This is a genomic window from Amycolatopsis sp. H20-H5 (genome assembly GCF_035828755.1).
Lineage (GTDB): Bacteria > Actinomycetota > Actinomycetes > Mycobacteriales > Pseudonocardiaceae > Amycolatopsis.
On record NZ_JAYMZS010000049.1, the window covers coordinates 14061 to 36749 of the forward strand.

The 22689-nt window shown below is 69.4% G+C and carries 20 protein-coding genes; 13 read left to right on the forward strand and 7 right to left on the reverse strand.

Going from position 1 to position 22689, the window contains the following annotated elements; all coding sequences use genetic code 11:
* Positions 1-63: 63 nt before the first annotated feature.
* Both QMK34_RS25055 and QMK34_RS25060 read left to right on the forward strand, forming a co-directional pair.
* Complete coding sequence (locus QMK34_RS25055; RefSeq protein WP_326416772.1) at positions 64-2934, forward strand: sensor histidine kinase; 2871 nt, start codon at positions 64-66, stop codon at positions 2932-2934.
* Positions 2935-2981: 47 nt separating this feature from the next.
* Positions 2982-3656 carry a copper homeostasis protein CutC gene (locus QMK34_RS25060; protein ID WP_326416773.1) on the forward strand — a complete coding sequence of 225 codons (675 nt, stop codon included), beginning with the start codon at positions 2982-2984 and terminating at the stop codon, positions 3654-3656.
* On the opposite strand, the gene QMK34_RS25065 is transcribed toward QMK34_RS25060, so the two are convergent.
* A complete protein-coding gene (locus QMK34_RS25065; RefSeq protein ID WP_326416774.1) occupies positions 3646-4056 on the reverse strand; it encodes a hypothetical protein in 411 nt (136 codons plus the stop codon). The two genes, QMK34_RS25060 and QMK34_RS25065, sit on opposite strands and share 11 nt — an antisense overlap.
* A gap of 88 nt (positions 4057-4144) precedes the next feature.
* Between QMK34_RS25065 and QMK34_RS25070 the strand changes: the two genes are divergently transcribed.
* From QMK34_RS25070 to mdlC, 3 genes are read left to right on the forward strand one after another with little or no spacing between them, the layout of a single operon-like run.
* The gene (locus QMK34_RS25070) at positions 4145-4993 is read left to right on the forward strand and encodes a helix-turn-helix domain-containing protein (protein ID WP_326416775.1); all 849 of its coding nucleotides are present in this window, start codon (positions 4145-4147) and stop codon (positions 4991-4993) included.
* On the forward strand, positions 4990-5169 hold the full coding sequence (locus QMK34_RS25075; RefSeq protein ID WP_326416777.1) for a DUF397 domain-containing protein: 180 nt from the start codon (positions 4990-4992) through the stop codon (positions 5167-5169). Before QMK34_RS25070 ends, QMK34_RS25075 begins: the two co-directional genes overlap by 4 nt.
* Before the next feature lie 20 nt (positions 5170-5189).
* The gene (mdlC, locus tag QMK34_RS25080; protein WP_326416778.1) at positions 5190-6779 is read left to right on the forward strand and encodes a benzoylformate decarboxylase; all 1590 of its coding nucleotides are present in this window, start codon (positions 5190-5192) and stop codon (positions 6777-6779) included.
* Between the two features lie 21 nt (positions 6780-6800).
* Here mdlC and QMK34_RS25085 read toward each other — a convergent pair whose 3' ends face one another.
* From QMK34_RS25085 to QMK34_RS25105, 5 genes are read right to left on the reverse strand one after another with little or no spacing between them, the layout of a single operon-like run.
* Positions 6801-7235 (reverse strand): VOC family protein, encoded by a 435-nt coding sequence (locus tag QMK34_RS25085; protein WP_326416779.1) that lies wholly within the window; start codon positions 7233-7235, stop codon positions 6801-6803.
* 56 nt (positions 7236-7291) lie between these two features.
* A complete protein-coding gene (locus QMK34_RS25090) occupies positions 7292-8149 on the reverse strand; it encodes an ABC transporter ATP-binding protein (RefSeq protein ID WP_326416780.1) in 858 nt (285 codons plus the stop codon).
* 16 nt (positions 8150-8165) lie between these two features.
* Positions 8166-8984, reverse strand: a complete 819-nt coding sequence (locus tag QMK34_RS25095) for an ABC transporter permease (RefSeq protein ID WP_326416781.1) — start codon at positions 8982-8984, stop codon at positions 8166-8168.
* A complete protein-coding gene (locus QMK34_RS25100) occupies positions 8984-9751 on the reverse strand; it encodes an ABC transporter permease (protein WP_326416782.1) in 768 nt (255 codons plus the stop codon). Before QMK34_RS25100 ends, QMK34_RS25095 begins: the two co-directional genes overlap by 1 nt.
* A 1-nt stretch (position 9752) precedes the next feature.
* Complete coding sequence (locus QMK34_RS25105) at positions 9753-10775, reverse strand: ABC transporter substrate-binding protein (RefSeq protein WP_442785207.1); 1023 nt, start codon at positions 10773-10775, stop codon at positions 9753-9755.
* Between the two features lie 659 nt (positions 10776-11434).
* Between QMK34_RS25105 and QMK34_RS25110 the strand changes: the two genes are divergently transcribed.
* The 6 genes from QMK34_RS25110 (at position 11435) to QMK34_RS47910 (ending at position 18241) form a co-directional block, all read left to right on the forward strand.
* Positions 11435-14575, forward strand: coding sequence for a sensor histidine kinase (locus QMK34_RS25110; RefSeq protein ID WP_326416784.1), 3141 nt, complete (start codon positions 11435-11437; stop codon positions 14573-14575).
* A gap of 2 nt (positions 14576-14577) precedes the next feature.
* The gene (locus tag QMK34_RS25115) at positions 14578-15042 is read left to right on the forward strand and encodes a roadblock/LC7 domain-containing protein (RefSeq protein WP_326416786.1); all 465 of its coding nucleotides are present in this window, start codon (positions 14578-14580) and stop codon (positions 15040-15042) included.
* Between the two features lie 24 nt (positions 15043-15066).
* Entirely contained in the window at positions 15067-15843 is a 777-nt protein-coding gene (locus QMK34_RS25120) for a DUF742 domain-containing protein (RefSeq protein WP_326416787.1), read from the forward strand.
* On the forward strand, positions 15824-16429 hold the full coding sequence (locus QMK34_RS25125; RefSeq protein WP_326416788.1) for a GTP-binding protein: 606 nt from the start codon (positions 15824-15826) through the stop codon (positions 16427-16429). Before QMK34_RS25120 ends, QMK34_RS25125 begins: the two co-directional genes overlap by 20 nt.
* Before the next feature lie 387 nt (positions 16430-16816).
* A complete protein-coding gene (locus tag QMK34_RS25130; RefSeq protein WP_326416790.1) occupies positions 16817-17239 on the forward strand; it encodes a roadblock/LC7 domain-containing protein in 423 nt (140 codons plus the stop codon).
* Between the two features lie 408 nt (positions 17240-17647).
* Complete coding sequence (locus tag QMK34_RS47910) at positions 17648-18241, forward strand: DUF742 domain-containing protein (RefSeq protein WP_442785210.1); 594 nt, start codon at positions 17648-17650, stop codon at positions 18239-18241.
* A gap of 426 nt (positions 18242-18667) precedes the next feature.
* On the opposite strand, the gene QMK34_RS25140 is transcribed toward QMK34_RS47910, so the two are convergent.
* On the reverse strand, positions 18668-20908 hold the full coding sequence (locus QMK34_RS25140) for a helicase-associated domain-containing protein (protein ID WP_326416792.1): 2241 nt from the start codon (positions 20906-20908) through the stop codon (positions 18668-18670).
* A 91-nt stretch (positions 20909-20999) separates the two neighbouring features.
* On the opposite strand from QMK34_RS25140, the gene QMK34_RS25145 reads away from it, so the two are divergent.
* Positions 21000-21182, forward strand: coding sequence for a hypothetical protein (locus QMK34_RS25145; RefSeq protein WP_326416794.1), 183 nt, complete (start codon positions 21000-21002; stop codon positions 21180-21182).
* Between the two features lie 100 nt (positions 21183-21282).
* On the forward strand, positions 21283-22674 hold the full coding sequence (locus QMK34_RS25150; RefSeq protein WP_326416796.1) for an NAD-dependent malic enzyme: 1392 nt from the start codon (positions 21283-21285) through the stop codon (positions 22672-22674).
* Positions 22675-22689: the final 15 nt, after the last annotated feature.

Sequence of the window (22689 nt, forward strand, 5' to 3'; positions counted from 1 at the left end):
GTTCGAGTCGATGATCCCCAATGCCGGCCGCGGGTGAGGTCCCGCGGTGGAAAAGGAAGCCAGGTGACCCGTCGCGACAAGCGTCCCCCTCAGGGCGACGCGGCGGATCCGCATGCCGGTCAGAACGCCGGTGGGAACTGGCGCCTGCGCAACTGGCGGCTGCGCACGAAGCTCTTCGCCGTCCTGCTCATCCCGGGGCTGGCCGTCATCGCGCTGGTGGGCCTGCGCGTCAACACCGACCTGGGCGACGCGCAGCAGCTCGCCGAGTTCGCCACCCGCGGCCGGGTCGACAGCACGACCGCCGAGGTGCTGCACCAGCTCCAGCGCGAACGCGACCTGACCGTCCGGTACGTCGCCGGTGACCGCAAGGGCGAAATCGCGGAGCTGCTCAGCCAGCGCCAGCGGGTCGACGGGTCGATCGGCACCTTCGAGCGCACCCTCGCCGACAGCCGCTCCCGCCTTTCCGCGGACGCGGCCAAGAGCCTGCAGCAGACCGACGATCGCCTGCGGGTGCTGGGCGGGCTCCGGTTCTCCGCGGAGCATTCGGCATTCCCCGCCGACGCCGTGCTGCGCTCCTACAGCGAGATGATCTCCGGCCTGCTCGACATCGGGGACTCGACCGCCGCCGACGTCACCTCCCCGGAACTCGCCCGCTTGCGCCTGGCGGGCAACGCGCTGGCCAGGATCAAGGACCAGATGTCGGTCAAGCGGGCGATCATGGCCGAGGCGCTGGCACAGGGGGACCTCGGCCGCGACCGCACGCGAGCGCTGCTGGGCGCCGAGGCCGAGCTCGCCGCCGCGCAGAACGACTACCGCACCTTCGCCACCCCTGACCAGGAGCGGATGTACGACGACACGGTGATCGGGCTGGTCGTCGACATCGGCAACGACATGGTCGAGTCCGCGCTGACCCGCGCCGAGAACGACCAGGGTCTCGCCGGGCTCGATCCCAACCAGTGGGACACCGCCGCCACCTACACGGTCAACCTGGCCCACCAGGTGCAGCAGGCGCTGCTGGTCCAGCTGCAGGAGAGCACGGACAGGCTCGCCGCGCGGGCCAGGATGTCCGCGATCTGGGACGGCGGCATCGTGCTCGCGGTGCTGCTCGTCGCCGGGGTGCTGTCGGTGATCATCGCGCGGTCGCTGCTCAAGCCGTTGCGGATCCTGCGCCGCAGCGCGCTGGAGGTCGCCGAGCACCGGCTGCCCGCCGCCGTGCAAGGCCTGCTGACCGATCCCGAACCGGAGCCGGAGAAGCTGCGCAAGCGCCTCGCCATCGCGCCGGTGCCGGTGTTCAGCCGCGAGGAGGTCGGGCAGGTCGCCAGGGCCTTCGACGCGGTGCACGGGGAGGCCGTGCGGCTCGCGGGCGAGCAGGCGATGCTGCGGGAGAACGTCAACGCGATGTTCGTCAACCTCTCGCAGCGCAGTCAGGATCTGGTCGAACGGCAGCTGTCCGTGCTCGACCGGATGGAGGCGGGCGAGCAGGACCCGGACACCCTCGCCGGGCTGTTCGAGCTCGACCACCTCGCGACGCGGATGCGGCGCAACAGCGAGAACCTGCTGGTGCTTTCCGGCAGTGACCTGGTGCGGGAGGACTCCGGGCCGGTGGTGGCCGACGAGATCGTCGGCGCCGCGCTCTCGGAAGTCGAGCACTACCAGCGCATCGAGCTCGCCCCGGCGCCACAGCTGGCCGTGCGCGGCGCGGCGGTGAACGACCTCGTGCACGTGGTTTCGGAGCTGCTGGAGAACGCCACGAGGTACTCCGGCGAGCACACCATGGTGAGCGTCGACAGCGCCGAAACCGCCGGCGGCGAATGGCGGATCAACATCACCGACCGCGGCGCGGGCATGCCGCAGGCGGAGATCGACCGGACCAACTTCCGGCTGGCGAACCCGCCGGACGTCGACGTCGAGGTGTCGCGCCGGATGGGTCTGTACGTCGTCGCGACGCTGGCCAAGCGGCACCACATCGACGTCCGGCTGCACCCCGCAGACGAGGGCGGCCTCACCGCCAGCGTGGTCGTGCCCGCCGAGCTGATCGTCGACGCCCCGCCCGTCGAGTTGCCGCCGCTGCCGCCGGAACCCGCGCCCGCCCTCGCCGAAGAGTCCCCGGACCTGTTGGCGCCCCTCGCGCCGCTGCCCGCGCTGGAGCCCGACCCGCAGCCGGACAACGACGAGGAATCGCCGTTCATGCCGGTCCTCGACCCCGGCCCGCTCCGGCGCGCGCCCGTGGTGGCACGCGACGCCACCCCGGACTGGCCGACCGACGAGGAAGAGGCGCACGCCCTCGAGTTCGACGCGCCCACCGAGCGGATGCCCGCCTTCCGCGACGTCCTTTCGCAGTGGTTCGAGGCGGGGGAATCCGGCGAGATCCCGTCCCTCCCGTCGGCGCCGCACCTGCCGCCCACGCTCGAAACCGCGCCCGTGCCGGAGCCCGTACCGGTTCCTGAGCCCGCCTCCGCGCCCGCGTCTGTGGTCCTGCCGCCGCCGGAGCCGGTGACGCCGCCCGAGCCGCCCACGGAGCCCAAGCTGGTTCCCGTGGCGAAACCGGAACCCGCACCCGCGCCACCGCCCGAGCCTGTCGCGCCGCCTGAGCCGTCCATAGAGCCGCCTACGGAGCCCAAGCTGGTTCCCGTGGCGAAACCGGAGCCCGCGCCTGCCCCGCCGCCGGAGAAAGCGCCGGTCGCGGAGCCGGAGCCGAGCTGGCCGACTCCGATCGAGCTGGAGCAGGAGGACGGCGCCGAGGACACCTGGCCGTTCCTCCCGAGGGCGGTACCGCCTGCCCGTTCGACGGACGACCCCCGTCCCTCGAAAGCCGCGGGGGAGCGGCCGATACTCTCGCTTTCCCCCGAGGCGGTGCGCGAACGGATGACGAGCCTGCAGGGCGGCGTCCGGCGAGGCCGCCACGCGCGGGGGGACGACGCTCCGCCCGCCTGACGGCCGGACGTCACCACTGCTGTTTTTCAGTCGAGAATGGATGAGGCATGAGCTCGAAAACCGGTCTGCTGGAAGTGATCGCGCTCGGCGCCGCCGACGCGGAACGCGCGCAGGCAGGCGGTGCCGACCGGCTCGAACTGGTCGCGGACATGGCGCAGGACGGGCTCACCCCGGCACCCGAAGTGGTCCGCGACGTGTTGTCGGCGACCGATCTCCCGGTACGGATCATGTTGCGGGACAACGGTTCCTTCGCCGCAGGCGATCTGGAGGGCCTGCGCAAGGAGGCCGTCCGGCTGAGGGAGGCCGGGGCACGCGAGTTCGTCTTCGGCTTCCTGGACGCGGACAGCGAGATCGACGTCGAGTCGGTCCGCACGCTCGCCGATGAGCTCGGCGGCCTGCCCTGGACGTTCCACCGCGCGATCGACCGCACCCGCGACCCCCTGCGGGCCTACGGCCAGCTCGCCGAGCTCGGCTGCGACACGGTGCTGGCCGCCGGTCACCCGAGCGGCGTCGGCAGCGGACTTTCGGTGCTGCAGGAGTTCGTCCGGCGCCCCGGCCCGCAGCTGCTCGTCGGCGGCGGCCTGCGCGCGGAGCAGGTCCACCTGTTGCGCGCCGGTGGCGTCCGGGCGTTCCACGTGGGCAGCGCGGTCCGGCCGGGTGGCTGGGAGTCCGATGTGGACATCGACGCCGTCCGCCGGTGGGTCGAGCTCGTCAAGTCCTGATCCTTGCGGCTTCGCAGGCTCGGCATCGTTCGTGCCGGACGGTCTTGCCGGTGCGATCCCGGCCGTAGAGGGGGAAACACGGCGTGCCGCACGCCGAGACGTAGATGAGCCCGAGCCGCAGTTCGCCCTTGCCGACGTAGTGGGCGACCCGGCGCCGCCCCGCCGGTCGGCCCGCTTCCGGGATCCAGCCGTGCTCGGGCAGGAGACCGGCCGCGACGCGGTCGAGTTCGTCGGCGTGGGCGCGCAGGGCCGAGCCGAGTTCGTCGAGCCGCTCGCCGAGGTCGCGCCAGCCGTCCGCGCGGGACACCGAACCGGTGAGCCAGTGGGCGTCTTCGGGTAGCGTCGCGGCGAGGTCGTGGATGCGGTCGTACAGGGACTCCTCGGAGTCGCTTGTGCCCATGGTCGCCGAAGGTCCGTCTTGCAAAAACGCAGGGCAAACGGGCGATCGCCCGGACGGTTCAGTCGGTGGCCGGTGACACAATGCGCACATGAAGGCACTCATAGCGACACCCCGGGCGAGAGCGCTGGGTGGTGCGCTGCGCAGAGCGCGTCTGGCGCGCAAGTTCGGGCAAGGTGAGCTGGCCAGGCTGCTGGAGATCCCCGGGCCGGATCTTTCGCACTGGGAACGCGGGACGCGCTTGCCCAAGGTGGAGGACGTGTCGGCGATCCTCGCGTGCCTGCGGGTCACCGGCGACGAAAAGCAGCGGCTGCTCGACCTCGCCCGCAACGCCCGCGAGCCGAACTGGTTCGAGCGGAGTTACCCCGACGCGCCGCAGGCGTTGACCGCTTTCATCGAGTACGAGCGTGATGCCGCGGCGGCCTTCGCTTGGGAGCCGATGCTGATCCCCGGATTGCTGCAGACCGCCGACTATGCGAGAGCGATCTTCGCCTATGAGAAATTGAAGCCCGCCGAGGTCGAGCAGTGGCTGATGATCCGGCTGGGCCGCCGAGACGTGTTGAGCGGCCACGATGCTATGGGGTACAGCTTGCTGCTGGGCGAGGTCGCGCTGCGTCAGCGGATTGGTGGTGACGCTGTCATGGCCGAGCAGCTTCGGCACTTGCTTGCGGTCTCACAGTTCAGGAACCTCGCTCTGCGAATTGTTCCCATTGGCGAAGGATTCCACCCGGGTCTCAGCGGCGCTTTCGTCATTTACGACTTCGCCGACCTGCAACCCATCGTCTTCGTCGAACACCATCGAGGCTGCGCCTACATCTATGATGAACAGGTGGCCGCCTACCAGGCAGCCGCGAAGATGATGACCACCTTGGCACTGAGCGAGCAGGATTCCGTGACGTTCATCCGGGGGGTGCTCACCGAACTGGAGGTTCAGGCATGACGATCACCACCTGGTGCAAGTCCAGCTACAGTGGTACTCAGGTGAACTGTGTCGAGGTCGCTGTCGCCCAGGTGGTGCGAATTCGCGACACCAAGGACCGCACCGGTGGCGCACTGGCCTTGCCCGCCAACGCTTGGGCGGCGTTCGTACGCGGCATCGCCGCACCGCGCCCGTAGCCACCAGATAGCGTGGGGCCATGGGAAATCGCACGGTACGGGACGCGACCCGTGAACTGCTCAGGGAACTCGGGCTGACCACCGTCTTCGGCAATCCCGGGTCCACCGAACTCGCCTTCCTCGCCGACTGGCCCGACGACTTCACCTACGTCCTCGGCCTGCAGGAGGCCACCGTGGTCGCCATGGCCGACGGGTACGCGCAGGCCGGGCGCCGTCCGGTGCTGGTGAACCTGCATTCCGCCGGTGGGGTCGGGCACTCGCTCGGCAGTGTGTTCACCGCCTTCCGCAACCGGACGCCGATGGTCATCATCGCTGGTCAGCAGCTCCGCAACCTGCTGCCGGACGAGCCGTACCTCGGCGCGACGGAGGCGGCGAACTTCCCCAAGCCGTACGTCAAGTGGAGCCACGAGCCCGCCAGCGCCGAGGAGGTCCCCGGCGCGATCGCGCGGGCCTTCCACATCGCCACGCAGGAGCCGCAGGGTCCCGTTTTCCTCTCCGTCCCGTCCGACGACTGGGACGTCGAGACCAGCAAGCCCATCGTGTCCCGGCCGCGGATCCCCGGGTTCGCACCGGATCCGGACGCGCTCATCGAGCTCGCCGCCGCGCTGGACGCCAGTGAGCGTCCCGGGCTGGTGGTCGGTGCCGCCGTCGACGCCGAAGGTGTCGTGCCCGAGGTCGTCGCGCTCGCCGAGCGGCTCAACGCCGGGGTCTGGGCGTCGCCGATGTCCGCGCGCTGCTCGTTCCCCGAGGATCACCCGCTGTTCCTCGGGTTCCTGCATCCCGAGCGCAAGTTGATCACCGCCGCGCTGCAGGCGCACGACCTCGTCGTCGTGCTCGGCGCGCCCGCCTTCACCTATCACGTCTATCACGGTGAGCCCGAGCTCTCACTCCCGCCGTTGTACCTGGTCAGCGACGACGAGCAGCTGCTCGCGAGGCCTGCCGAGGGCGTCGCGATCCGCTCGACGCAAAGGCTGGCGATCCGTGCGCTGAACGCGGCCGTTGGCGAGGTCGAGCGGGCCACGCCGGAGCCGTTGGCACGGCCCGAAAGGCCGGTGGAGACGAGCCCGATCTCGGCGCCTTATGTCTACTCGGTGCTCGCGGAGTTGCTGCCGGACAACGCGATCGTCGTCGAAGAGGCGCCGAGTCACCGCAACGATCTGCATAACCACCTGCCGATCACCTCGACCGACGGCGGTTTCCTCACCATGGCCAGTGGGACGCTGGGTTATGCGCTGCCCGCGGCTGTCGGCGCGGCGCTCGCGTCGCCGGAAAGGCCGGTCGTCGCCGTGCTCGGGGACGGGTCGAGCATGTACTCCGTCCAAGGCCTGTGGACGGCCGCGCAGCACGGGCTGCCGGTGACGTTCGTGATCCTGGACAACTCGCAGTACGCCGCCCTTCGTGCGCTGGGCGCCGCCATGGGCGCGGAAAAGATCCCGGGCGCCGAGCTCGGCGGCATCGATTTCCCCGGCCTGGCAAGGAGTATGGGCTGCGAAGCGGCCAGTGTCTCCGAAGCGGCTGAGCTCAAGGGAGCGCTCGAAGCAGCCTTCGCCTCTTCGCGCCCGACGCTCGTGCACGTGACCGTCGACTCGGCGTTCCATAAGCTCTACTGACAAACAGAAGAGGACGGCCCGTCAGTCGAGACAGAACTCGTGGCCCTCGATGTCCTGCATCGAGATGCACGACTCGTTGACGCCATCGGCACGCAGTACCTGCACGCAGACCGCGCCGAGTGCGACCAGCCGTGCGCACTCGGCTTCGAGTACGGCGAGGCGCTCTTCACCCACGAGCCCGGTGCCTGCCCGCACATCGAGATGCACCCGGTTCTTGACGACCTTGCCCTCGGGAACGCGCTGGAAGAACAGTCGCGGGCCCACTCCTGAGGGGTCACCGCAGGCGAACGCCGAACCCTGCTGCTCAGGCGGCAGCGAGCGATCGAACTCGGCCCAAGTGGCAAACCCCTCCGGCGGCGGCGGTACGACGTACCCGAGCACCTCGCACCAGAAACGTGCGACGCGTTCGGGTTCCGCGCAGTCGAAGGTGACTTGGACCTGCTTGACCGATGCCATCGGCCCACCATAGCGGCGCGTGCTGGGCGCCGAAACCGGATATCGGGGACGCGCCCCTAGCCCGTCTTGGACTCGGCTTCGACGTCGGCCGTGGCGGACTTCTCGGCCAGTTCCCACTCGGCCGCGTCGCCCGCGGCGGTGACAGCTTCCTTGCCGTGCAGCAGCCGGGCGACCTCGCCGCGCATGCTGACGAACTCCGCCGACTCGCGCGTGGTGATCTGGTCGCGCTCGGCTGGCAGGCCCACGGTCAGGTCCGCGACGATCGACGCGGGCGACTTCGACAGCACCAGCACCCGATCGGACAGGTAGACGCTCTCGTCGATGTCGTGGGTCACCACCAGAACCGTGCTGCCGTGATCACGCTGCACGCGCCGCGTGAGGTCCTCGAGCTCGAACCGGGTCTGCGCGTCCACCGACGCGAACGGCTCGTCCATCAGCAGCAACGCCGGACGCCGGGCGAGCGCCCTGGCGATCGACACCCGCTGCTGCATACCGCCTGAGAGCTGCCACGGGAACTTGCCGCCGACGCCGGAAAGCCCGACCTGGTCGAGCGCCTCCTGTGCCCGCTCTCGGCGGTCGGTCTTGCTCAAACTGCCCCAGCGCAAGGGAAACTCGACGTTCTTGGCCACCGAAAGCCACGGGAACAGCGATCGGCTGTAGTCCTGGAACACGACCGCCAGGTCGCTCGGCACGCCGTCGACCCGGTCGCCGTGCAGGCTGACCGTGCCCGACGTCGGCTTGATCAGCCCCGCGATGCAGCGCAGCAGCGTCGACTTCCCGCAGCCGGACGGCCCGACGATGCTGGCCAGCTGGCCGGCCTCGACGGTGAACGTCAGGTCGTTGACCGCGATGTGTTCCTTTTCGCCCGTGCCGTAACGGTGATTGAGGCCGGAGACCTCGAGCATGGTCGACATTACTTGCTCCTTCAGGCTAGTTGCGGCCGCCGGTGGGCTGCCAGGCGAGCGCCCGGCGTTCCACCGCGACGAAGACCGCGTTGAACCCGTAGCCGAGCAGTCCGAGCAGGACCAGCCACGACCACATCAGGGGAAAGTCGAAGGCCTGCTGCGCCTGCAGCAGGGAGATCCCGATCCCGTTCGGCGGCCCGACCAGCTCGGAGACCACCATCAGCAGCAACGAGATGGACAGGCTCAGCCGCAGTCCGGCGAAGATCTTGGGCGCGGCGGCGGGCAGCACCACCATGGCCAGCCAATACCCCTTGGGGGTACGGAACGAGCGGGCGGTTTCGACCTTGACCGAGTCCACCGAGCGGACCCCGTCGACGGTGTTGAGCAGCACCGGCCACACCGCGCCGAAGATGATCGACCCGGTCTGCATGCCGGGGCCGATGCCGAACAGCACGATGAAGATCGGGATCAGCGCGGGCGGCGGGAGCGCGCGGAAGAACGCGAACAGCGCGCCGACGTAGTCCATCGCGGTCCGGGACCGGCCGACCAGCACGCCGACCGCGATCCCGATGACGCTCGCGATCAGCCACCCGCCGAGGGTGCGGCCCAGGCTCGGGAACACGTTGTCGAACACCGTGTCGGTGAGGAACAGGTGCCCGGCCGGGCCGGTGAACCACAGGCCCGCCGCGGTGGTCGCGATTTTGCTCGGCGGCGGGAAGAAGGTGTTCGCCGCGGCCCGCGTGACGATCTCCCAGAGCACGAGGATCGCGATGAACAGCAGCCAGGTGCGCAGGATCGAGGACACTCCACGGCCGACGCGGCCCGAAAGCGTGATGGCGCTCATCAGACGGCCTCCCGATCGGCGGTGTTCCAGCGGAACAGCCGTCTGCCCAGCAGCTCCAGGCCTCCGTTGATGGCGAAGCCGAGGATCCCGGTCACCATGGTGTCCGCCAGCACGAGGTCGAAGCGGGTGGAACCGGTGCTGGCTTCGAGGATGAAGTTGCCGATGCCGAGTTCGGCCCCGGCCAGGAACTCCGTGCTCACCACCGCGATCAGCGCGATGGTCGCGGACAGCCGGATGCCGGTGAAGACGAACGGCGCGGTGTGCGGCAGGGCCACGGAGAACAGCGTGCGGGTCTTGCTCGTTCCGCACGCCCGCGCGGTTTCCAGCAGGACCGGGTCGATCTCGCCGAGCGCGTAGATGGTGTTGAACATGATCGGCCACAGCGAGGCGTACACCGCGAGGGTGATCTTCGCGTCCGGCCCGCTGCCGATCAGCAGGAGGATCAGCGGGATCAGCGCGGCCACCGGGATCGGCCGGAGGAACTCGATGATCACCGCGGTCGACGCGCGCAGGCCGGGAATGCTGCCGAGCAGCAGCCCGGCGGGCACCGCGATCGCGACCGAAATGAGCACGGCGATCAGCCAGGCGAGGAAGGTCGCGATGACGTCACGCAGGAAGGAGACGTCGCCGAGCAGCTGGAACAAGGTGGCGAAGACGACGCTGGGTGGTGGCAGGAACTCTTGACGAACCAGGCCGGCCCGGACGATTCCCTCCCAGAGCAGGAGGAAAACGGCCAGACCGGCCAGACTCCGGAAAACCCTCTTCACGTCAGCCGTTTGCCTGGGGGGCGATCATCGGCGCCGCGTCGATCTTGGTGGTGATGGCGCCCATCTGCTGCAGCAGGTCGGGGACGCGCTGCAGTCGCCGTGCGTCCAAAGTGGACCCGAAGGTGGGCAGCGTCAGCAGCCCCGCGGTGTCCGCGTCGACCTTGGCGTTCTTCACCACGAGCGGGTCGATCTTCGCGCGGTCGGCCGCGTCGCGGGTGGCCTTCTGCATGGCGCGCTGGAAGGCGGCGAGGGTCTTCGGGTTCTCCGAGACCCACTTGCCGGTCGCGCCGTAGCCGGTCAGCGGGAAGTCCTGGGTGGCACCGGTCGCGGCGTCCACGACGGGAAGGGCGCCCGCTGACTTCGCGGCCTGGGTGAGGAACGGCTCCGGCAGGTAGGCCGCGTCGACCTGGCCCGACTGCAGGGCGGCGGCGATGTTCGGCAGGGCGAGGCTGACCCACTGCACCTTGCTGAAGTCGACGCCGTGGTCCTTCATGACCGAGCGGGTCAGGATGTCCGAGGCGGTGTTCTTCGCGGTGATCGCGATCCTCTTGCCCGCGAGGTCGTTGATGGTCTTGACCGGCGAGTTCGGCACCGTGACGATCTCGTTGCTCTTCGGGCTGGCCGAGGAGGCGTCGGCGATGATCTTGATGTCGGCCGCGTTCTGGCTCTTCGCGATGAAGAACGGTGCGTAGGTCGAGAACGCGATGTCGACCTCACCGCCGATCATCTTGGTCATCGAGGCCTGGCCGCTGGCCGCGGTGACAGTCTCGACTTCGAGGCCCTCGGCCTTGAAATAACCACCCTCCTGGGCGAGCCAGAGCGGCGCCAGGTCGATCGTCGGCAGGGTCGAGACCTTGATCTTCGCCTTCTCCACGCCACCGGCGCCGGAAGAGGCCGCGGAGTCGTCCGATCCGCCGAGCAGGCCACAGCCGCTCACCGAGGTCAGGACGACGGCGGTCAGCGCAAGACCGAGCACGCCGCGCTTTCTGCGCCCCCAGCTGCTGTTCTTGGCAAGTCCGAGCAAGGCCTACTCCTTGATAACGAGGCCACGGGTGTCGTGGACCAATCGGATGGGATGTGGCTCATTGTCCGGAGTCACGCGGTTACTGTAGAGAACGTACAGCCGCCTAACAACGGGTGTTCGGCACCGATTCAGATGTGGCGTATATCACCCAATCGGGTGGTGATAGCCGTGACGGTTCCACTCCCAGTAGTTCGCCGCTTACCCTTCGGCGCATCGGCAGCGTCAGGTCAAGGGCCACCTGGTGCTTGTCCGCAGCTGCGGACGGAAGGGTTACATCTTGCCTCGGCGTTCGCTACCCTCTGCTCCTACAAGTGTGAGGTGTGGACCACCGATGTAGTGAGAGTGAGTGCTCAGCATGGCCGAAAGTAGCGGACGTTTTCGGTGGTGCGAAGCTCTCCGCACAGCGTCGGCAGTGCTCGGCATAGGGCCGGCACTGTCCGGCGAGCTGGTGGATTAGGCCGAACGGACCAGTGATCTACCAGTGCAGGGACCGAAGTCATGCAAAAGCTGAACCGATTCCGCATGCACGCTTGCCCTCTGCCACGTGCTTTGCCCAGTGATGCGGCTCGGCCCGGCAGCGCGGCCCACCGGATCTCGACCCGGTGGCCGGGAGTGTGTGGATAGTGGTCTCGGACAACTCTTATCAGAGTTTCACCAAGATGGGCTCATCGAGTCCGGACAACGATGGTGGTGCGGTGCCGAATGAAGACACCGCGGGGGTTGGAGGGGCCCCTGCGAGCAGCAGCGGAGAGCGTCCTGAGCGGACGGGCTCCTTCTTTGGCCTGCGCCATTGGCGCCTGAGGTCCAAACTCGCGGCAGTCCTGATCATCCCGACGCTGACCGCGCTCGCGCTGGGCGCGTTGCGGGTGGTCGACGACGCCGGCCAGGCCGGTCAGTTCCAGCAGACCGCCGACCAGGTCGGGTTCGCGGTCAAGATCACCACCGTGGTCCACGAGCTGCAGGGCGAGCGCGCGCTCGCCATCGGCCGGGTCTCGTCACAGGACAGCCTGCGCCAGACCGGCCTCGACGCGCAGATCGCCAAGGTCGATCGCGTCGTCGACGACCTGCGCAACTCCGCGGGCACGGTGACGACCGACGATCAGGCCACCAAGGACCGCTACAGCCAGGGCTTGCAGCGGCTCGACGCGCTGCGCCCGCTGCGCGGCGCCATCAGCAGCTCCTCCTACTCAGACGTCGCGGTGCTCAACACCTACTCGTCGATCCTCGACTCCCTGATCCAGCTCGGCCAGGAAGTGACCACGGCGGTCACCAACCGCGACGTGCTCCGCCTCGGCACGAGCACCCAGGCGATCAGCAGGGCGAAGGAGTTCTACGCCCGCGGCGACGCTTCGCTGCAGATCGCGGCCTTCCGTGGCAGCTTTCCTGGCGACCTGCTCGACCAGACCAGGGCCGCGCAGGCCAGTGGTGACGCCGCGATCGCGTCGTTCCTCGCGAGCGCCACGATCGACCAGCGCCAGCTCTACTCGGACACCTACAGCGGTCCCGAGATCGACGACCGGCGGCGCATCCAGACCTCGGCCTTCGCGCTGGCCCAGCTGGCGCAGGCGCCGAACGTCGACGCCGCCGTCCTCGGCAAGGACAGCGGGCTCGCCACCGACCGGCTCCGCGCCGTCGAGACCAACCTGCTGACCTCCCTGCGCACGCGCGCCGACGACCTGGCCACCGCGGCCATCAACTCGGCCTGGATCGGCGCCGCGATCGTGCTCCTCGCGCTCGCCGCCGCGCTCGGCCTCATGCTCTTCGTGGCGCGCTTGATGCTGCTTCCGCTCCGGATCCTGCGGAGCACCGCGCTCCAGGTCGCCTACACCCGGCTGCCCGAAACCGTGCAGGCGATCCTCGATGACCCGGACCCGGTCCGGGCCTCGAAACGGGCCATCGAGCCCGTGCCGATCACCTCGCGTGACGAGTTCGGCGAGGTCGCGCGCTCGTTCGACGTCGTCCACGAGCAGGCGATCCGGATGGCCGCCGAGCAGGCCCTCCTGCGTGAGAACGTCAACGGCATCTTCGTGAACCTCTCCCGGCGCTCGCAGCGGCTGGTGGAACGCCAGCTCGGCGTCATCGACCGGCTCGAGGCCGACGAGCAGGACCCCGACCACCTCGCGAGCCTGTTCGAGCTCGACCACCTGGCCACCCGGCTGCGGCGCAACGGTGAAAGCCTCCTGGTGCTCTCGGGCGCCGGGCTGGCCAAGTCGGTGCCGAAGCCGGTGCCCGCAGGCGACGTCATCGGCGCGGCGGTTTCGGAGATCGAGCAATACGCCCGCATCGAGGTCGGCATGGTGCCCGACGTCGCGGTGCAGGGCCTGACCATCCACGACCTCGTGCACGTGCTCGCCGAGCTGCTGGACAACGCGACCTACTTCTCCGAGCCGGAGACGAAGGTCACCGTCCGCGCGGTGATCACCCGCAAGAAGGCGCTCGCGATCCAGGTCACCGACCACGGGGTCGGGATGACCGAGGAGCGCCTCGCCGAGGTCAACCAGCGCCTGGCCGACCCGCCAGACCTGGACGTCTCGGTCACCCGGCGGATGGGCCTGTACGTGGTCGCGCGCCTGGCGCAGCGCCACGGCATCGAGGTCCGGCTGCGGGAGAACGAGGACATCGAGGGCGGCGTCATCGCCCGTGTCCTGGTGCCCGCCGAGCTGCTCACGCCGATGCGGACCGCCGCGCCGCGGAACACCCCGCCGCCGGTGAACCGCGCGGAGACGTCGATGCCGAGCATGCCGCCGATCGAGCGGCAGCTGGAAAACCCGACTCCACCTCCGCCGCCGAAGCAGCCCGAGCCGCAGGTGGGCGGGCTGGTCCCGCTGGACCAGCCGATCAGCCTCGACGACCTCGTCGGCGGCAGCAACCACGCCTTCCTCAGCCCGCCGAGATCCATCCCGGACACCCCGGCGTGGCCGACGGCCGAGGACCTCGCGCCGAGCAACGGCAGTGGCAGTGGCAGTGGCAATGGCAATGGCAATGGCAATGGTGACGGCGCCAGCAGCCACTCCGACACGCAGTTCGCGCCGCTGGTCCTGCCGAAGCGCGAGCCCAAGTACGTCCCGGTGACCCCCGACGAGCCCAGCAGGCACGAAGTCGGCGGCAGCGGCGCGTCGGCGCTCGACGACGACGTCCCGACCCGGCGGCTGCCGATATACCAGTCGGTGCTGTCGCGGTGGTTCAGCGAAGGCGACGAGGCGGCGTCCGGCGGAGCAGCCGAGACGCTGGCCGCCTACGCCGAGCCTGAGAGCGTCTCTGAGCCCTTCCCAGAGCCCGAAGCGGTGGAGACTCCTGAAGCGTTCCCGACGGCCGAGCCGGTGGAAACCGCTCAGCCGGTCGCTGAGGAGGAACACCACAACGGCGCCCACGAGGAGGGGTTGCTCGACAAGCCGAAGGTCTCGATGGACGACGGCTGGTACAGCGCGTCGGACAACGGCTGGCAGGCCGCGCAGGCGCTGCTCGAGACCAAGTCCGAGGTGATCACCCCGGCGGGTCTCCCCAAACGGGTGCCGAACGCTTATCTTGTGCCAGGCTCGGTCAGTGGCGGCGAGAAGCAGGACGCGTTCGCCGACGCCACGGCCGGCTTGCCGGGAACGGGTGCGATCACCCGCTCGGCGACAGCGGCACGGAGCCGGATGGCAAGCTTCCAACGGGGTTACAAGTCTGGACGGCACGCTTTGAAGGAACACACCGACGAAGACGGCCCACCGGAAGGCGAAGGTGTTCCGGTGAGCGGCGGCGGCTCGGCTTATCGTTCCAGTGGGCGCAGTCATGCCGACGACAGCAGTGAGGAGTGACAGTGACACGGGCGGGTGCAGTTCAGCCGGGGGGCCAAGCGCAGGGCAAGACCGGACACCCCACAAGCAGCTTCGCGTGGCTGATCACCGATTTCGTGCATCGGGTGCCCGGTGCGGCGCACGCCGTGGTGGTCTCCGCCGACGGTCTGCTGCTGGCGGCCTCGCGTGGGCTGCCCAAGGACCGGGCCGATCAGCTGGCGGCGGTCGCCTCCGGGCTGACCAGCCTGGCGCGCGGCGCGGCCAAGGTGTTCGAAGGTGGCACAGTCGCGCAGACAGTCGTCGAAATGGCGAACGGGTTCCTGTTCATCATGGCGGTGTCGGATGGTTCGTGTCTTGCCGTGCTCGGTTCGCCGGAGAGCGACATCGGCCTGGTCGTCTACGAGATGACCTTGCTGGTCGAGCGGGTTGGACAGCAGTTGACACCGGAGATGCGCGCGCAGCTGCAGGGCGCGGCGGTCCGCCGCTAGCGGCGGGGAACCGAGGAGAGAGCCGTGGACGACGGACGCTTGAGGGGCGATGGCCGGCTCGGTGACGATTTCTCGGGAGGATGGTCGGAACGTTCCGAACCCGACGAAGCGCGTGAAGACTGGAAGTCCTTCCGGGACCGAGTCGACCGTGAATGGCGGTCGAGGCGGACGCAGGGCGCGGACAGCGACCCGGCGACGCCGAACGAGACCTCCGGCTGGCTGACCGACACGAACGGCGGGCAGGGCCCGGCCGACTTCAGCGTCGCGGACTTCCGCGAGCGGCTGCTGGGCGGCCCGGGCGCCGAGCTGTTCGGCGGCTCGAGCGGGCCGCTGTACGACTCGGCGGAGCTCGCTTCGTTCGGCCTGGCCAAGGAACAGCAGGAAGCGGAATCGCTGGCGGCCGCGCTGCCCCAGCAGGCGCAGACTGAGTTCGTGGACGAGCCCGAGTTCGCCGACGTCGAGTCCTCCGGGCTGGTGCGGCCGTACTTCCGGACCCGTGGCCGGACCAAACCGACCTACGATCTGGCGATCGAAGCGCTGATTTCGACCAGTGAGCAGGGGCGGGTGCTCGATCGGGTGCACGTGCCCGAGCACCGGTCGATCTGTGATTTGTGCCTGGACACCCGTTCGGTGGCCGAGGTCGCGGCGCTGTTGCGCCTGCCGCTCGGTGTCGTTCGGGTGCTGATTGGTGACGTGGCCGGCCTGGGGCTGGTGCTGGTGCACACCGGTACGAGCACTGTGGGCGACCGGCCGAGTATCGAGTTCATGGAGAGGGTGCTCAGTGGGCTTCGGAGAATTTGACTCCGACGGATGCGCGCCGCAGGTGACCGGTCCGACTTCGTCGGCCAAGATCGTGGTCGCCGGCGGGTTCGGTTCGGGGAAGACGACCATGGTCGGGGCTGTGTCGGAGATCGATCCTCTGACCACCGAGGCCATGATGACCGAGGCGAGCGTCAACGTCGACGACACGACGGCGACGCCCAACAAGACGACCACCACGGTCGCCATGGACTTCGGCCGCATCTCGCTCGACTCGGACCTGGTGCTGTACGTGTTCGGCACGCCGGGTCAGCACCGGTTCTGGTTCATGTGGGACGACCTGGCGGTCGGCGCGATCGGCGCGGTCGTGCTGGTGGACACCCGGCGGCTGTCGGACGCGTTCCCGTCGATCGACTTCTTCGAGAACCGGAAGCTGCCCTACGTCGTCGCGATCAACTGCTTCGACCGGCTGCTGCACCACCAGATCGAGGACGTCCGCCACGCGCTGACGATCTCGTCCTCGGTGCCGATCATGGCCTGTGACGCTCGGGAGCGGGAATCGGCCAAGCAGGTGTTGATCTCGGTCGTGCAGCACGCGATCGCGCACGATTCGGCACTTCCGGCCTGATTTTTAAGGTGGAACCCGGGGTTGATGCGGCCGTTGGAGTGAACTCGGCAGGCTTCACCCACTTCGGGGAGTGGTGCGTCCGACCGGAGTAGGCCGGGGTGGTCCGGATTCGCCCCGGCAGGGCGCGATATCGCCCGACCGGGCGGTGAGGACACTGGCTGACCTGCGCGGACAGTTCTCCGCGTTGGGTAGTCACCGCCACCACGGAGTGACCCACGGATGCGTGTTTCGGCATAAGTGGACGCGATGCGCGTCCGCTCGTTCACCTACCGTGCTCACCGCCCCGAAATGATGGGGTCGACACGATCGGTGGGGCGAATACGCTGGCAGAGGACGCCCACACCGTTGGCGACAGGCGTCCGATCGATGGTGGGTAAAGGAGGGGCAGTGACGGCTTCCGGCCAGCAGCACGGCACGTTCGGCTGGCTCATCACGGACTTCGTGCGCCGGGTTCCCGGTGCCGCGCACGCCGTGCTGGTCTCGGCCGACGGGCTGCTCCTCGCGCCGTCCGAAGGGCTCCCGCAGGACCGTGCGGAGCAGCTGTCCGCAGTGTCTTCGGGGCTCGTCAGCCTGACCATGGGCGCCGCCCGCTGTTTCGAGGCCGGCGGCGTCAACCAGACGGTCGTGGAGATGGAGCGCGGCTACCTGTTCCTCATGTCGGTCAGCGACGGATCTTCGCTCGCGGTGCTCGCTTCGCCCACCTGCGACATCGGCACGGTCGCCTACGAGATGACCCTGCTCGTGGAGCGCGTCGGCCAGCAGCTCACCCCCGAGCTGCGCGCGCAGCTCCAGGGCGGGGTGCGTGGGTAGCCGTCGATGAAGATCAAGGGAATCAGTGAACCCGAGTCGGGCGGTGCCTGGGAGGCGCTGCACCGCGGTTCCGAGCGCGAGAGCTTCGACTCGCCCAGCCGGTTCGAGCTGAGCACCATCTCGGCGGTCCTGCCCCGTCGCCAGGTCCCGCCGGAACCCCCGGCCACCTACCGTGACCCGGACCACCCCCACACGGGCTACGACTCCGGCCACCTCGACCTCGCCCCGGCCCGCGGCCACGTCGAGCCGGACTACTACGCCGAGCGCGAGTACGCGGCGAAGGACTACGACCCCCGCGGATACCCCGTTTCGGCCGACGCGCACGTCGACTACTCGGATCGGGACTACCAGCCGCTCGACACCCCGTCGCAGGGAACGCTTTCTCAGGGAACGCCGTCACAGGGAACGCTGTCACAGGAGCGGGCCTACTCGGCCCAGGACTACCTCGCCGAGGGTTTCACCGGTGGGGACTACCCCGTCCGGGAGTTCTCGCCGCGCGTCGGCGCGGTGCCGGAGTACGACGCCGAGCAGTATGAGTACGAGGACGAGCGGGCGGTCCGGGCTTCGGCCGTGGTGACCGCCCCGTCCCGGATCTACTCGCCGCCTCCGGAGCGTCCGCCGTCGTCGCCGACCGGATACGTCCATCCCGCCGCGGTGCCTTCGACCGGGTCACGGGTGCGGCCGTATGCGCGCACTGGTGGCCGTACGCGGTCCGCGCACGATCTCGCGCTGGAGGCGCTGGTTTCCACGAGTGAAGACGGCAGGCGGTATCGGGGGGTTCGGTCCGTCGAGCATCGGCGGATCTGCGACCTGTGCCTGGATACCCGGTCCGTCGCGGAGATCGCGGCTTATCTGGTGCTGCCGCTGGGCGTGGTGAAGGTCCTTGTCGGGGATATGGCTGATGCCGGGCTGGTGCTTATTCACCAGACCGAGCTGATTCTCGGGGACCGGTCTTCGCGGGAGTTCATGGAACGGGTACTCCAAGGCCTCCGCGCCCTCTAGGTTTTGTGGTCCCTGAAGGCCACCATGACGGCGTTAAACGCCGTCATGGTGGCCTTCAGGGGCTTTTTGGTTGCGTCGTGAGGTGCGGCTAGAAGCCTGTGTTTTTGGCCAGCGCGCTTACAAACTCGCGCCGCCAGGTCGCCCCTGGCCATGTACGTAAGTGCGGGTTTTGCTTTTAGGGGGGCGACCTGCCGTCGCGAGTTGGGAGGGCCTGGCGGCCCTGAAAGAGGGCGCGCGGCGGTGAAGTCTCCCCTCGCAGGGCTCGGGGAGACGCTGTGGTTGGGGCGAACCGTGGGGGCTGGGTTTTGTTGTGGGCCCTGGGGCTGGGTTGTTGTTGTTGGGGTGCTGGGCTTTGGCGCACTTTGGACGTGTGTGAGGCCGGGGTTCGGACTTGCTAACTTTGGTGGCCGCTTGCACGCTTTGGGGTCAGTCTTCTACTAGGGCTGCGGAGGTTATGCGGTGTAGGGGGTAGCGGTCGTTGTCGGCGCTGAGGAGAACGCCGCCGCCTACTCGGATTGGGCGGACTACTCGCTGGCTTGCTGTTCCGCGGGAGTCTACGAAGCCGATCCAGACGTCTCGGCGCTCCATTGTCGCTTGGGACAGGAGGGCCAGGGTGGCTGAGGTGTCCGCGCCGCCTCCGCCGGGGGCGCTGACCGTGTCGCCGCGGCGACGGGCCGAGGCCAGGTCGCCCGCGCGGACGTGGGCGACCAGGCGGTCGGCTTGGTCGTCGGAGAGCAGTGCCGGTTCGGTGGCCGCCCTGCGGACCGTGCGGGCTTTCGCCGGGATGCGTCGGCCGCTGGGGCGGATGTCCATCACGCGGCCGTCGGGGCCTTCGGCCGCCGGGGCGAAGCCCGCGCCGCGCAGGGCGTCGAGGACCTCCGCGAGGGGGTAAGAGCTGATCAGCACTGTCGGCGCGATCAGCCGGAGGTCGTATTCGGACGCGACTGCGTTGCGGAGCACCTCGGCGAGCAGGACTTCGTCGTCGCAGCGGAGGAACGATTCGGCCGCGCCGCCGCGCAGGCGGCCGTGGCGGCGGGCGACGTCGTCGATCAGGTAGCTCAGTGACTGGGGCACCGGTGTCGCGGACCTGGTTTTGAACAGGTTTTGCAGCTCGCCCGCCGTTCGCCCGGCGTCCAGCGCGCGGCGGACGGAGGTCTCCGTCACGCGGTACACCGTCGCGTGGCCGGAGGACTCGATGTCGGCCACCGCGGACATGTCGGCCGCCAGTTCGGGCTCCAGCGGGCCCGGCGCGACGACCGTCAGGTCCGCCTGTACCAGTACGTGGTCGATGGGCTTCGGCAACGACTCCGTCATCGCGCGGACTGCTTCGACGCGGTCCTCGACCAGCAAGGCCCTGGTCGCCGTCGTGATCGCGCCCAGCCCGGTCAGGCCCAGCGCCGCCGCCTCGGACATCGTCCAGCGCACCGTCTCGTCGCGCAGCCGTCCGCCGCGCCTCGGCGCACGCCAGGCCAGCACCGCCACCAGTTCGTCGGTGCTCTTCACCCCGGAGCCGTCGGGCAGGCCCGCCAGCGTCGCCAGCACCCTGCGTCGCACGATGGGCGCGAGCGGACGCCTCAGCTCGTCCGACAGCGGTGCGATCGGTTTGTCCTTGGGGTCGCGGCTCCCCGCGAGGCCGGGCAGCCTCGGCAGCTCCAGCCACGACTGGGCGATCGTGATCCAGCGCTGCGCCGGGGGCGAGGCCAGCCACGAATCGGTAAGCATCGTGGGCACCCATTCGGGGGCGGTCGTCTCGCTGTCCGCGACCAGCCCGGCACCGACCGCGATCTCCGCCAGCAGCGTGGCGTGCGTCTCGTCGACTTCCAGGTCCTTGGCGAGCTTGCGCAGCTCACGCACACCGAGGCCGCCGGACTTCAGCACCGGCGGTGGCGTCTGCGACCAGGAACGCAACATCGTCTCGGTCTGCCGCAGGAACTCCATCGCCTCGCCGGCGGCGGTTTCGTCGACGCTGGACGGCTTGTGCGGATGGACCGGGAGCTTCGGCTCCTGCAGGGAGCCCGGGGCGAACACGGTGCCGCCGCGCAGGGCGATGCCCAGCTCGCGGGGCAGTTCCACGGTCTGGTCGTCACGCCGCAGCAGCAGCTCGCGCGCCAGCAGGCGCTGTACCGCCGTCTCGGCGAGCTCCAGCGGGACCTCGGCCCCGGCGTCGCGGGTTCGCCCGATCGGGGGACCCGCGGCGAGTGTCGCCAGCAGGCCGCGCTCGTCCTCGCCGATCTCGGCGAGCTTCGCCGCGATGTCCGCGTCCGCCAGCTCGGCGGACGACGCGCCCAGGCCTGCCGGGAACGGACCCAGTGCGTCGCGGGCGGCGGGCGGGACGCGCAGCGCGTCCTCGTCGCCCCACGCGAGTGCCCGCGCCCGCAGCCGGGCCAGTGCGTCGGTCACCTCGGTTTCGACGAGTTTGGTGACCTCCGCGACGTCCACCGGAGCGGTGTCGGCACCGGCCAGGAGCAGGGCGTCGAGCACCGCGAGGGTGAACGTGTCGAGGTCTTCGCAAGCGCGCGCGACGGAGCCGGGCGTGCCGGCACGCGTGGCCAGCACTGTGGTGTCGGAGGGCGGCGGCGTGGAGAGGTCGCGACGCGAGCGCAACAAGGCTGCGAGGGCGTCGTCCGACTCCGCGCGCAGCCAGTCCGACAGAGAGGTCGCGGGCATAGAAGTCCAGGATACCGGGCGGGTGCCAGGTGCCAACCCGCGTTCCGGCAGACTGTGAGCGGAATCGGCTGACCATGTCTTGGAGGGCGTTGTGGCGAAGGGCGAGAACGGCAAGCGCAAGGGCATCGACCCCACCTGGCCGGCGGCCGAGGGTGAGCACCCGGTGTCGGAGCTCGCGTCGGACCGGCAGGGCGCTTTGTCCCCGTTCGGGGATCTGACGTTCCCGCTGGAGGCGGTGCCGTACGTGCACCCCGAGACCGAGATCAACAAGTAGCTGTTGTTACTGGTCAGTCACCCCTGGCGGCCCCAGGTGGTGCCGATCACGGCGCTAGTGTTTTCCCCGTCCCACCCAGTCCCACAGCGGGGGTAGTGCCATGCCGGTTCCCGGTCCCGGATATTCGATCACCGTCCGGGTCGAGGCTCCGGCCTCGTCCTCCGCGGCGGGTGATCTCACCACGGCCGTCGGGCGTGTCGGCGGTGTGCTGACGGCTTTCGACGTCGTGGAGTCGCACGCCGACTCCATCGTCGTCGACATCAGCGCCAACGCCCTGTCGGAGAACCACGCGCAGGACATCACGCAGACGCTGGACTCGCTGCCCGGCGTCAAGGTCCGCAAGGTCTCGGACCGGACGTTCCTGATCCACCTCGGCGGCAAGATCGAGGTCACGCCCAAGGTCGCGCTCCGCAACCGTGACGACCTCTCCCGCGCGTACACCCCCGGTGTCGCGCGGGTCTGCCAGGCGATCGCGGCGAACCCCGAGGACGCGCGGCGCCTGACCATCAAGCGCAACACCGTCGCGGTGGTCACCGATGGCTCCGCCGTGCTCGGCCTCGGCAACATCGGCCCCGCCGCGGCGCTGCCGGTGATGGAGGGCAAGGCGGCGCTGTTCAAGAAGTTCGCCGACGTCGACGCGTGGCCGGTGTGCCTGGACACCCAGGACACCGAAGAGATCATCATGATCGTCAAGGCGCTCGCGCCGGTCTACGCGGGTATCAACCTCGAGGACATCGCCGCGCCGCGCTGCTTCGAGATCGAGGCGCGGCTGCGTGAGCAGCTCGACATCCCGGTCTTCCACGACGACCAGCACGGCACCGCGATCGTGGTCGTCGCCGCGCTGCGCAACGCCCTGCGCGTGGTCGGCAAGAACATCGAGGACTGCAAGATCGTGGTCAGCGGCGTCGGCGCGGCCGGGTCCGCGATCATCCGGCTGCTGCTGCGCAAGAACCCGGGTGACATCGTGGCCGCCGACATCGACGGCATCGTCCACTCCGCGCGCGGCAACCTCGACGGCAACCTGACCTCGATCGCGGAGGTGACCAACAAGCAGAACGTGTCCGGCACGCTGCACGAGGCGCTGGTCGGCGCGGACGTGTTCATCGGCGTCTCGGCGCCGAACCTGTTCGGGGCCGAGCAGGTCGCGACGATGAACTCCGACGCCATCGTGTTCGCGCTGGCCAACCCGGACCCCGAGGTCGACCCGATGGAGGCGCAGAAGCACGCCGCCGTCGTCGCGACCGGCCGCAGCGACTTCCCCAACCAGATCAACAACGTGCTGGCGTTCCCCGGCGTGTTCCGCGGCCTGCTGGACGCGCACGCCCGCCACATCGACGACAACATGCTGCTCGCCGCCGCCGACGCGATCGCGGACGTGGTGGACGAGAGCACGCTCAACGCGTCGTTCATCGTGCCGAGCGTGTTCGACAGCGCGGTGGCCCCGGCCGTCGCGGAGGCCGTGAAGAAGGCCGCGCGCTCCAAGACGAAGTAGCTCCGCTCAGCTTCA

Bases quoted from the DNA above. Each gene is read 5' to 3' on its own strand.
- QMK34_RS25060 (WP_326416773.1), top strand. From the start codon at position 2,982: ATGAGCTCGAAAACCGGTCTGCTGGAAGTGATCGCGCTCGGCGCCGCC.
- QMK34_RS25065 (WP_326416774.1), bottom strand. From the start codon at position 4,056: ATGGGCACAAGCGACTCCGAGGAGTCCCTGTACGACCGCATCCACGAC.
- QMK34_RS25070 (WP_326416775.1), top strand. From the start codon at position 4,145: ATGAAGGCACTCATAGCGACACCCCGGGCGAGAGCGCTGGGTGGTGCG.
- QMK34_RS25075 (WP_326416777.1), top strand. From the start codon at position 4,990: ATGACGATCACCACCTGGTGCAAGTCCAGCTACAGTGGTACTCAGGTG.
- mdlC (WP_326416778.1), top strand. From the start codon at position 5,190: ATGGGAAATCGCACGGTACGGGACGCGACCCGTGAACTGCTCAGGGAA.
- QMK34_RS25085 (WP_326416779.1), bottom strand. From the start codon at position 7,235: ATGGCATCGGTCAAGCAGGTCCAAGTCACCTTCGACTGCGCGGAACCC.
- QMK34_RS25090 (WP_326416780.1), bottom strand. From the start codon at position 8,149: ATGTCGACCATGCTCGAGGTCTCCGGCCTCAATCACCGTTACGGCACG.
- QMK34_RS25095 (WP_326416781.1), bottom strand. From the start codon at position 8,984: ATGAGCGCCATCACGCTTTCGGGCCGCGTCGGCCGTGGAGTGTCCTCG.
- QMK34_RS25110 (WP_326416784.1), top strand. From the start codon at position 11,435: ATGGGCTCATCGAGTCCGGACAACGATGGTGGTGCGGTGCCGAATGAA.
- QMK34_RS25140 (WP_326416792.1), bottom strand. From the start codon at position 20,908: ATGCCCGCGACCTCTCTGTCGGACTGGCTGCGCGCGGAGTCGGACGAC.
- QMK34_RS25150 (WP_326416796.1), top strand. From the start codon at position 21,283: ATGCCGGTTCCCGGTCCCGGATATTCGATCACCGTCCGGGTCGAGGCT.